We start from the raw sequence: 9,621 nt of genomic DNA on the forward strand, positions 1-9,621 counted from the left end.
CATGGACCGTGTGAGATGGGGTGTTGTGAGTACCGCCGGCATCGGGCTCGGGAAGGTGATCCCCGCCATTCAGCAGGCCCCGAATTGCGAGGTGGTCGCCATCGCCTCTCGCCGGGCGGGGCGGGCGAGAGCAGCCGCAGACCAGTTGGGAATTCCCCGGTCATTCGGTTCCTACGAGGACCTCGTACACGCCGACGGCGTCGATGCCCTCTACATCCCCCTCCCGAATCACCTGCATCTCGAATGGACGGCCGCCGCCGCCGGGGCCGGGAAGCATGTTCTGTGCGAGAAGCCCCTGGCGCTCACCTCCGCCGACGCCCGCCAGATGGTCGCCGTGTGCGCGACGGCCGGGGTGAAGTTCATGGAGGCCTTCATGTACCGGCTGCATCCGTCCTGGGTGAAGGTGCAACAGCTGGTTACTTCCGGAGCGATTGGAGAGCTTCGGGCGATCCAGACCCGCTTCGCCTATTTCAACGATGATCCGGACAACATTCGCAACCAGCTCGTAACAGGAGGCGGGGCGCTGATGGACATTGGCTGCTACGCCATCAACCTGTCGAGGATGCTGTTCGGGAGCGAGCCGACCGGCGTTTCGGCTGCCGTCAGGCGGGATCCGGGCTCGGGCGTCGATATCCTGACCTCCGCTTTGCTCGAATTCGGAGCAGGCCAGGCTACGTTCACCGTCTCCACACAGGCTGAGCCCGACCAGCGGGTTCATCTCATGGGTACTGCCGGGCGCATCGAGGTCGAAATACCTTTCAACATCCCACCCGATGCCGAGACCAGGGTATTCGTCACGGGTGGCGGCAACCCGCCGACGGATCCCGACACGGTCACGATCGCCTTCCCCGCCGTCGATCCGTACACCATCCAGGCCGAGCTGTTCGCTCGGGCGATCCTCGATGACTCCGCCGTGCCAACGCCCCCGGAGGATGGTGTTGCCAATATGGAAGTCGTCGAGCGGGTCCTGGCTGCCGCGGCCGGGTAGGCAAGCCGGCTTGATCACACGTCGAAATCCAAGGTCGCGCTGGTCCAGGCTCCACCTGCGGTACTCGATGCAATGGCGGCTTCCACGAACTTCGTGCCGAGAACTCCGTCCAGGGCGTTCGGGAAATGCATGGCGAGCGGGTCGGCGGCTTCACCGGAGCGCCGCGCCGCGATCGCCTCGGCCGCATCGGAATATACGTTTGCGAAGCCTTCATGGAAGCCTTCCGGGTGTCCTGCGACGATGCGGCTGGCGCGGGCGGCCAGGGGCAGAGTGCCCGGCCCATTGGGTGTTCGGACCTCAGCCGGACCTTCGAGGGGTTTGAAGATCAGGTTGGTCGGTTGCTCCTGCATCCACTCGATCGTGCCGGCCGTACCGGATGCCCGGATGCGGAGGCAGTTTTCGACGCCGGCGGCGGCCTGAGTGACCCAGAAGCTCCCTCTTGCACCGTTGTCAAAACGGAGCATGGCGGAGGCGTAGTCGTCGACGAGCCGGTTGGGGACGATGTGGCCGATCTCGGCGGCGACCTCCGACACTTCCAGTGCCGTTACGAACCGGATGAGGTTGTGGGCGTGGGTTCCGATGTCGCCCATCACCAGCGAGGGTCCTCCACGGACCGGGTCATAGCGCCAGGGCAGCCCGGCCTTCGGTACTGGATCGTGTTCGTCGGCTTTGCCGCCCTGGACGTACTCGACCTGCACCAGTCTGATTTCGCCGAGCTGCCCGCTCTCGATCATGGCCCGCGCCTGTCGCACCATTGCGTAGCCCGTGTAGTTGTGCGTCAGACAGAAGACGAGCCCGGACGTCCTAACGTGCTCGAGCACGTCGACGGCTTCCTCGAGTGTGTTGGTGATGGGTTTGTCACAGATGACGTCGAACCCGCGATCTATGGCTGCAATCGAATAGGCGTGGTGACTGTCATTCGGGGTCATGATGGCAACGACATCGGCACCGTCCTGGCGGCCTGCTTCGGAGTCCAACAGTTCGAGAACCTCGCCGTAGGCCCGGTCTGCGTCGATCCCGATCGCCTGTCCTGCAGCACGAGACCGATCGGGATCTGATGCCAGAACGCCGGCAACAAGCTCATAACGATTGTCCAGTCGGGCTGCCGCCCGATGCGTAGCGCCGATGAAGCTCCCCGGTCCGCCGCCGACGACGGCGAGACGGAGGCGACGGCCCATCATCTCAGTCACAGGATTTCTATTCATCTCCATCCGATGTGTGAGCGTAGTTGTCCAAGCAATCGACACACCATAGATCTGGCAGCTCGACCGGGGTGCCGGAGCGCGGCATATGGATCAAGGCCTCGGTGGGTGGACCAGAATGGCCGCATGGCTGAATACGACGCCGTGGTAATTGGTTCGGGTCCCAATGGTCTGGCTGCTGCCGTGGTTCTGGCGCAATCCGAAAGGCGGGTCCTGGTTATAGAGAGCTCGGACCGGATCGGCGGAGGAACGCGCACCGACGAGCTGACGCTGCCCGGTTTTCTGCACGACGTTTGCTCTGCGATTCACCCGCTCGGCGTGGCTTCGCCGTTCTTCCGCGAGATCGGCGCCGGCGACTGGGTCGATCCGGAGATTCCTGTTGCCCATCCGCTCGACGGTGGGCGCGTCGGTGCCCTCTATCGAAGCCTCGATGACACCGTCGGAGGTCTGGCAACGGACGGGGCGCGCTATCGCCGCCTTGTCGGCCGGCTCGTTGAGAATGCGCACGATGTGATTGGCCAGATACTCGGCCCTCTGCGAATACCTCCTTCGCATCCGGTGACCTTGGGTCGATTTGGCCTCCCGGGCCTTCTCCCTGCCTCGACGGTTGTGCGAGGTCTGCAGACCGACCCGGCCCGGGCGCTCTACGCCGGTCTGGCCGCTCATGCCATAGCTCCCTTCAACCACCCGTTTACGGGGGCCGTGGCATCGATTTTCGCGGTGACGGCGCACGTCTACGGTTGGCCGATGGTGCGGGGTGGCTCGCAGCGACTCGCCGAGGAATTGGCCGCCCGAGTCGTCAACGGTGGGGGAACCGTGGAGATGGGACGCGTCATCCGGTCGTTGGACGGGATCCCCCCGGCACCGATCGTCATGCTCGACGTGATGCCCGAGGCAGCTTTGCGCATCGGTGGCCATCGGTTGGATGGTGCGTCGAGGCGCCGTCTCGGCCGCCGGAAGACCGGACCCGGCGCGTTCAAGGTGGACTGGGCACTGGACGGCCCGATTCCGTGGGCAGACGAGGAAAGCGGACGGGCCGGAACCGTGCATGTCGGCGGGACCTATGAGGAGGTGGCGGCTGCCGAGGAGGCCGTCCATTCCGGCCGCCATCCCGATCGTCCCTTCGTCATCGTCGCCCAACAGTCGCTGTTCGACCAGACCCGGGCCCCCGCCGGCAAGCACACGGCCTGGGGGTACTGTCATGTACCCGCCCGATCGGATCGGGATATGACCGGATCGATCGAGGCACAAATCGAGCGCTTTGCCCCCGGGTTCCGTGATCTGATCCTGGCGAGACACGTGATGGGGCCCACCGCTTTCGAGGACTACAACTCCAATTACGTCGGAGGCGACATTGCCGGGGGAGCGTTCGGCGTCCGCCGGATCCTCCAGTTCGGGGAGACGAGACCCTATCGAATCGGCGAAGGTTTGTACTTATGTTCGTCTGCAACTCCGCCGGGCGCCGGCGTGCACGGCATGTGCGGATATCACGCGGCGCGGGCAGCCATCAAGGAGGCGTCCCGGTCGGCCGGGTAGCCGAGTCCTACCCCGGTCGCTCGATGCGGCTCCGAATCTCGCATCCCGCCAGATGATCGTTGACCAGGCCCATCGCTTGCATGAAGGCGTAGAGGGTGGTTGGGCCTACGAACGACCACCCCCGTCTCTTGAGATCCTTGCTCAGCGCAGTGGAGGCATCGGTCAGGGCCGGGAGGTCTTCGAGTTTCCGCGGCGCCGGTTGCGGTGGCGGGGCCTGGCCCCACACGTAGGAGGAAAGCGATCCGAACTCCTCGATCAGGGTCAGCGCCCTCCCGGCGTTGCTGATCGCCGACTCGATCTTCCCGCGATGCCGCACGATGCCGGCGTCGCCGAGCAACCGTTCCACGTCGTCGGATCCGAACGAGGCAACGGTCGGGATGTCGAAATTGGAAAACGCGGCCCTGAAGTTGTCGCGCTTGCGGAGGATCGTGATCCAGGCCAGTCCGGCCTGGAAACCCTCGAGGCACAGTTTCTCGAACAGTCTCGTGTCGTCGCGAGACGGAAACCCCCATTCGGTGTCGTGGTACGAGAGATATAGAGGGTCTGAACCTGCCCACCGGCAACGGGCCGTCCCGTCCTCCCCCAGGAGAATGCTCGAATTCGCCATCGTCCGATGGTACCCCGGCTACTTCCTGCGCAGCTTGTCCATAATGAACAAGGCCCCCAGCGCAACCCAGATCCAGGCGAGGTCTCCCGGTCCGCTCGTTCCGGTTGCGTCGGCCCGGTACTGGAGTTCGACCAGCCGGTAGTCGGCCGTCTTGGCGACCAGTTCATCGTCGGAGAGGCGTCTGGGGTCGATCCCTGCTACCGGAGCGGCGAAACCGCTGGCGATGAGGATGTCGCGGATTATCGAAATCCGGAGCGGGTGGTCGGAGACGTCGGTTGCTTCGGCGAGCCAGCGTCCATCGGGGAGCCAGACCTCGACGGCGGGACCGGCCAGCACGTTGCGGTACCAGTCTGTGCGGGCGCCGAATCCGGCGAGCACGTACACCGACGAATAGGATGGCGCATAGTTGAGTGGGGTGAGGTGTCGTGCACCGGTCTTTCGCCCGGTGTGGACGAGGACCAGGATTCGACCCCCAACGGTCGGCCAGATGTTGATGAGCCGTCTGAGGCCAAGTCTCCACATGGGGATCATGATCCAGCGATTCAGCCTCTTGAACCATCTCTGGAGCATGGCCGCGGTTGTGTCATCCATTTGCGAGTCCTCCGTTCTCAGACTGCCACGAAGCACGGGTAAACGCCAGGGGACAATGGACCGAGAAGCGCGTTCGTGCGTCGATGTGCGGCGGCGGTACTCGCCCGGGAGTGACGCAAGAACAGGCATCCGACCTTCGATTAACAACCGCGAAACAACCGTGCCGAGGGTTCCGGTTGAACTGCCATCATACGTAGGGTGTCGCCCATGACTACCGAATCTTCCCTCAAACCGCGCCGTCCGGCCGCGGCCGGGGCGGTCGCAGTAGCTGTCGCCTTCGGCGTGGTCGAACTACTCTCCGGCCTGCTTTCGACTGGAGTGTCGATGGTCGTGGCCGTGGGCAACCTCATCATCGACCTAGCTCCGGAGAGCGTCGTCCGATTCGGTATCAGGATCTTCGGGTTCTACGACAAACCGGTGCTGGTGGCCGGGATCGTGGTTGCCGGATTGGTCGCCGGCGCCGCGGTAGGGCGTTTGGCGGTGCGTAGTTTCGGGGCGGCGGCCCTGGCATTTGTGGCCGCCGGCGCGATTGGATCGATCGCCGCATGGCAGGATCCGCTCGTCTCCCGTGCCCAGGGGATCGTCGCAGTGTGGGGTGGGGTGTTTGCGGGGATTGCGGTCCTCCGTTTCCTGACCAGCCGGGTGGCCGCGGCTGAGCAAGATGAGAGCCGCCGCCGCTTCCTCGTCGCCTTAGGAGGGTTCGCCGCATTCGCGGTCCTGGCGGCTACCACCGGCCGGCTGCTCGTCGGCCGCATGCGGGCCGCCGTCTCCGGTCGGGAGGACGTGATCTTGCCCGGCCCGTCGAGCGCACAGGCTCTGCCCGCCCAAGGTGACGCAATAGCGGTGGAGGGGATCTCCGAACTCGTGACCCCTAATGCGGACTTCTACCGCATCGATACTGCCATTTCGGTGCCGAGGGTCGATCTCGATGGATGGACGCTCAAGATCAGCGGTATGGTCGATCGGCCGATCGAGTTGACGTTCGATGACCTGCTCGACCTTCCCATGGTCGAGCGCTTCGTCACGTTGTCTTGTGTCTCGAACCGGGTTGGCGGGAGCCTCGTGGGGCATGCCAGATGGTTGGGAGTGCCGCTCCGTGACCTTCTCGACCGTGCCGGTGTGCAGGAGGGTGCGACGCAAATCGTCGGCCGGTCCGTCGACGATTTCACGGTCGGATTCCCGGCCGAAGCCGCCTTCGACGGACGGGAGGCGATGGTCGCCATTGCTATGAACGGTGAGCCACTTCCGTTCGAGCACGGGTTCCCCGCCCGGCTGGTTGTTGCCGGGCTCTACGGATACGTGTCGGCCACCAAGTGGTTGTCCGAGATAGAGCTGACTACCTGGGATGCGTTCGACGCCTACTGGATTCCGCGCGGATGGTCCAAGGAAGCTCCTATCAAGACGCAATCCCGGATCGACGTTCCGCGCCAGGGCGAGCAGTTGGCGGCCGGGACTATCCCGATCGCCGGGGTTGCCTGGGCTCCCGACCGCGGCATCGCCGGGGTCGAGGTCCAGGTCGATGACGGACCGTGGAGGCAGGCGGAGCTGTCGACCGAGCTCTCAAAGGACTCCTGGCGGCAGTGGGCGATCGACTGGGAAGCCGCGGCCGGCGATCACTCCATCAGAGTCCGTGCAACCGACGCCGATGGTGCAACTCAAACGTCCGACATCGCCCCTCCGGCTCCGGACGGCGCCACCGGCTATCACACGCGGGATGTCGTGATCACCTGAGGGTTTCCCGTTGACGGCGCGGGAGCCCGGCTACGACGAGATCGTATGAGTGGCTGATCCATTCCTCGAGCTCTGCCTTCGGGAGCGTGTCGTTCATTTCGATCGTGTTCCAATGGCGCTTGTTCAGGTGGTAGCCGGCCGAGACGGCTCCGGGATACAGGGCCCGGAGTTCCAACGCCAGGTCGGGTTCGCACTTCAGGCTGATTCTGAACGGCTCGACATCGTCGGCTACGAGAGCGAACATCTTTCCGCCGACCTTGTAGACCAGGGCACCGGGTCCGAATGGGTAACCGGAGGTGGCACCGGCAAATGAGTCCAGGAGTTGGAGAGGATTGTCGAAGTGCGCCATGGCCCTCCAAGCACAAACTTACCCACGCCGGTCCGACCGGCCGATCCCCAATATGAGCTGTGATCTCAGCTTCTAGGCTTCTCGCCGCTCGCTCGAACGGTTGTACAGGACGGTGAGCCCGTACCCGATCGCGGCACTGGCGACGACAAACAAGAGCATGATGATCATGAACTCCATCAGACGACCTCCCTCGTTGTCAACGTTCAACCTACTCGTCGTCACGGGCCCGTGGCGGTGTCATGCGGTTCCGCAATCTGACGATTCCCCGGTAGGCGCTCACTCCCACCGCCCACAGCATGAACAGACCGACGATGGTGAGGAACTCCTGAGCGCTGAGACGTCCGCCGATGAACGATCCGCCCACGGCGACGATGAGGATGGCGACGATGATGGCAAAGGTTCCACGACCCACGTGCAGGAATCCCGGGTAGCTGCTTGCATCCTACGCAGGAGGTGGCGATGGCCAGGTTCGAGTTGCTGTTTGCGGGATATGTGACGCCGGGTGTTGCGTCGACGGTGAGTTACCTAGAGGACGGGGACAGTCGGATCGTCGTCGACCCGGGCATGGTGCCCGACCGGGCGGTGATCCTGGAACCGCTGCGTGCACTCGGCGTAGAGCCGGGCTCGATCACAGACGTCGTTTTCTCCCATCATCATCCCGATCACACTTTGCATGCGGCGCTATTCGAGAATGCGCGGTTCCATGATCACTGGGCCATCTACCAGGGCGACCGGTGGACGGACCGCCCCGCAGAGGGTTTTCGGGTGTCGCCGGATGTGCAGTTGATAGAAACGCCCGGTCATACGCTCCAGGACATCACGACGTTGGTGACGACGCCGTCCGGTGTCGTGGCGTGCACCCATCTCTGGTGGAATGGAGACATCGAAGGCGACCCCCGCGCCACCAATCCGGAACTCCTCGGGCCGAATCGGGCGCGAGTGAAGTCCCTGGCGGATGTAATCGTCCCCGGCCACGGCGCCCCGTTCGAGATATGAGTTTTCTCGGCAATACTGTGGACCGTGGTGATTCACTGCATTGCGGAGAAAACTCGGGACTAGGTTTCTGGTTGTGACCGACCTCCGCCCTGCCGCCGCTTTCTTCGACCTCGACCGAACGTTGATCAGCGGATCGTCGGCCTTCTCCTTCGGGGTGACTGCGTGGCGTCAGAAACTGATGCCGACGAGCAGCCTCGTGCGGGACGCGGCGGGAGCCCTGATCTTCCGCTGGTTCGGAGCAACCGACGACCGATCCGAAGCCGTTCGCGAGCGGATCCTTTCGGCTGTGGCCGGCGTCGAACTGGTCGACCTCGAAGAGGTCGGCCAGGCCATGATCCCCCGGCTTGCGTCCCGCGTCCGACCGGAGGCAACGGCGCTCATCAAGATGCATCAGGAGGCCGGGCGCGATACCTATATCGTCTCCGCCTCTCCACAGGAGATCGTCGATCGATTGGCCGGGGCCATCGGCATGACCGGGGGGATCGGCACTCAGGGGGAGATCATCGACGGCCGCTACACCGGTGGCCTCACGGGCCATTTCGTTTACGGGGAGGGCAAGGCCCGGGCGATGCGCGACCTCGCCGATGGAAACAACTACGACCTGTCGCTCTGCTACTCATACAGCGACTCGATCAGCGACCTCCCGATGATGGAGCTCGTCGGCCATCCGGTGGCGGTCAATCCGGACGGTGAACTGGCCGATCACGCCCGTCGGCGCGGCTGGCCGATAGTGATCTTCTCCCGGACCGCTAAGAGGGTTGTGGCGGGAACCTCAGCAACCGCCGGAGCGGTCGCCGCCGCCATCGCGACCTATTTCCTCGGCCGCCGCCATGGACGTTTAGCTGCCGGAGGATGATTGACCTGTTGGTCTCATACCTTCACCTCTGAGATCGTGTGCGCCGCATCGCCCGGCGCAGTCGTCCACCAGAGACCTGCCCTGAGGTGGGCAACCGCCGGACTCCCTGGTATTCATCCCAACGAGGTGCCATCTACGGGCCTGCCCAATTCGGATCCAAGAACTGCTGGATCTCGACCAGGTGTCCATCCGGATCACGCAAGAACACGTGGTAGATGTCGAAGCGGTCGTTGCGGGTCGGTGCCGACTCGAACGGCACTCCCGCATCGCGAAGCTGCGTGAACCACTCGTCGACATGATCGGTCACGATTGTGATGATCACACCCTCCGATTGCACATCTTCCCTGTGTGTGCAGATGCCCACAAAGGCAGCCGGGGTGACCTGGTAGATCCGGCAAGGACCTTGATCGAGTACGAGGTCGAGCCCGAGGAGTTCGCCGTAGAACCGGCTGCTCGAGGTGAGGTCGGCGACGGTCAGAAAGGTGATCTGGCCGTCGATTGGAGGTCGCTGCATGACTGCGATTCTTGCACGGCCGCTAGCCGGACGGTTCGCTCACGATCAGCGTGACGGTTCCCGCCAGTGAGCCCGCGGTCCCGCCCTTGGAGTAGGTTGCCTCGATCTGCAGGGTGTGAGTTCCTGCATCCATGTCGCTGGTATCGATGCGGAAGCGCACCAGATCGGTTTCGTGGCGCTTCGGAATTGAGCGGGGTGTAGGGGTTCCCGGTTGATTAGGAGGGCTCTGCCAATCTGATGGTTACTACGCC

At 63.9% G+C, this 9,621-nt stretch carries 12 protein-coding genes; 5 read left to right on the plus strand and 7 right to left on the minus strand.

All coding sequences use genetic code 11. The features are described 5' to 3' along the window. Position 1 precedes the first annotated feature (1 nt). Positions 2-988 (plus strand): Gfo/Idh/MocA family oxidoreductase, encoded by a 987-nt coding sequence (locus P1T08_13675; protein ID MDF1597123.1) that lies wholly within the window; start codon positions 2-4, stop codon positions 986-988. 14 nt (positions 989-1,002) lie between these two features. Here P1T08_13675 and P1T08_13680 read toward each other — a convergent pair whose 3' ends face one another. Next, positions 1,003-2,193, minus strand: coding sequence for a Gfo/Idh/MocA family oxidoreductase (locus P1T08_13680; protein MDF1597124.1), 1,191 nt, complete (start codon positions 2,191-2,193; stop codon positions 1,003-1,005). A 123-nt stretch (positions 2,194-2,316) separates the two neighbouring features. On the opposite strand from P1T08_13680, the gene P1T08_13685 reads away from it, so the two are divergent. Beyond that, the gene (locus P1T08_13685) at positions 2,317-3,726 is read left to right on the plus strand and encodes an NAD(P)/FAD-dependent oxidoreductase (protein ID MDF1597125.1); all 1,410 of its coding nucleotides are present in this window, start codon (positions 2,317-2,319) and stop codon (positions 3,724-3,726) included. Between the two features lie 7 nt (positions 3,727-3,733). Here the strand turns inward: P1T08_13685 and P1T08_13690 are convergent, their stop codons facing one another. Together P1T08_13690 and P1T08_13695 are read right to left on the minus strand one after the other, a co-directional pair. Beyond that, a complete protein-coding gene (locus P1T08_13690) occupies positions 3,734-4,333 on the minus strand; it encodes a DNA-3-methyladenine glycosylase I (protein MDF1597126.1) in 600 nt (199 codons plus the stop codon). Between the two features lie 18 nt (positions 4,334-4,351). Beyond that, on the minus strand, positions 4,352-4,924 hold the full coding sequence (locus tag P1T08_13695; GenBank protein ID MDF1597127.1) for a nitroreductase family deazaflavin-dependent oxidoreductase: 573 nt from the start codon (positions 4,922-4,924) through the stop codon (positions 4,352-4,354). A gap of 207 nt (positions 4,925-5,131) precedes the next feature. On the opposite strand from P1T08_13695, the gene P1T08_13700 reads away from it, so the two are divergent. Then, complete coding sequence (locus tag P1T08_13700; protein ID MDF1597128.1) at positions 5,132-6,655, plus strand: molybdopterin-dependent oxidoreductase; 1,524 nt, start codon at positions 5,132-5,134, stop codon at positions 6,653-6,655. Here the strand turns inward: P1T08_13700 and P1T08_13705 are convergent. Continuing rightward, the gene (locus P1T08_13705; protein MDF1597129.1) at positions 6,648-7,004 is read right to left on the minus strand and encodes an MmcQ/YjbR family DNA-binding protein; all 357 of its coding nucleotides are present in this window, start codon (positions 7,002-7,004) and stop codon (positions 6,648-6,650) included. The two genes, P1T08_13700 and P1T08_13705, sit on opposite strands and share 8 nt — an antisense overlap. Before the next feature lie 208 nt (positions 7,005-7,212). After that, positions 7,213-7,416: a hypothetical protein gene (locus P1T08_13710; GenBank protein ID MDF1597130.1), complete on the minus strand. Its 204-nt coding sequence runs from the start codon at positions 7,414-7,416 to the stop codon at positions 7,213-7,215. A gap of 47 nt (positions 7,417-7,463) precedes the next feature. On the opposite strand from P1T08_13710, the gene P1T08_13715 reads away from it, so the two are divergent. Beyond that, positions 7,464-8,000, plus strand: coding sequence for an MBL fold metallo-hydrolase (locus P1T08_13715; protein MDF1597131.1), 537 nt, complete (start codon positions 7,464-7,466; stop codon positions 7,998-8,000). 73 nt (positions 8,001-8,073) lie between these two features. Further along, a complete protein-coding gene (locus tag P1T08_13720) occupies positions 8,074-8,856 on the plus strand; it encodes an HAD-IB family hydrolase (GenBank protein ID MDF1597132.1) in 783 nt (260 codons plus the stop codon). Positions 8,857-8,989: 133 nt separating this feature from the next. Here P1T08_13720 and P1T08_13725 read toward each other — a convergent pair whose 3' ends face one another. Both P1T08_13725 and P1T08_13730 read right to left on the minus strand, forming a co-directional pair. Continuing rightward, complete coding sequence (locus P1T08_13725) at positions 8,990-9,370, minus strand: VOC family protein (GenBank protein ID MDF1597133.1); 381 nt, start codon at positions 9,368-9,370, stop codon at positions 8,990-8,992. 22 nt (positions 9,371-9,392) lie between these two features. Then, on the minus strand, positions 9,393-9,530 hold the full coding sequence (locus tag P1T08_13730; protein ID MDF1597134.1) for a hypothetical protein: 138 nt from the start codon (positions 9,528-9,530) through the stop codon (positions 9,393-9,395). Positions 9,531-9,621 lie beyond the last annotated feature (91 nt).

The sequence above is a fragment of the Acidimicrobiia bacterium genome (assembly GCA_029210695.1).
GTDB lineage: Bacteria > Actinomycetota > Acidimicrobiia > Spongiisociales > JAHEDJ01 > JAHEDJ01.

What these genes read in the sequence shown, in the direction of transcription:
- P1T08_13675 (MDF1597123.1), top strand. Translation starts at nt 2, where the DNA reads ATGGACCGTGTGAGATGGGGTGTTGTGAGTACCGCCGGCATCGGGCTC.
- P1T08_13680 (MDF1597124.1), bottom strand. Translation starts at nt 2,193, where the DNA reads ATGAATAGAAATCCTGTGACTGAGATGATGGGCCGTCGCCTCCGTCTC.
- P1T08_13685 (MDF1597125.1), top strand. Translation starts at nt 2,317, where the DNA reads ATGGCTGAATACGACGCCGTGGTAATTGGTTCGGGTCCCAATGGTCTG.
- P1T08_13690 (MDF1597126.1), bottom strand. Translation starts at nt 4,333, where the DNA reads ATGGCGAATTCGAGCATTCTCCTGGGGGAGGACGGGACGGCCCGTTGC.
- P1T08_13695 (MDF1597127.1), bottom strand. Translation starts at nt 4,924, where the DNA reads ATGGATGACACAACCGCGGCCATGCTCCAGAGATGGTTCAAGAGGCTG.
- P1T08_13700 (MDF1597128.1), top strand. Translation starts at nt 5,132, where the DNA reads ATGACTACCGAATCTTCCCTCAAACCGCGCCGTCCGGCCGCGGCCGGG.
- P1T08_13705 (MDF1597129.1), bottom strand. Translation starts at nt 7,004, where the DNA reads ATGGCGCACTTCGACAATCCTCTCCAACTCCTGGACTCATTTGCCGGT.
- P1T08_13715 (MDF1597131.1), top strand. Translation starts at nt 7,464, where the DNA reads ATGGCCAGGTTCGAGTTGCTGTTTGCGGGATATGTGACGCCGGGTGTT.
- P1T08_13725 (MDF1597133.1), bottom strand. Translation starts at nt 9,370, where the DNA reads ATGCAGCGACCTCCAATCGACGGCCAGATCACCTTTCTGACCGTCGCC.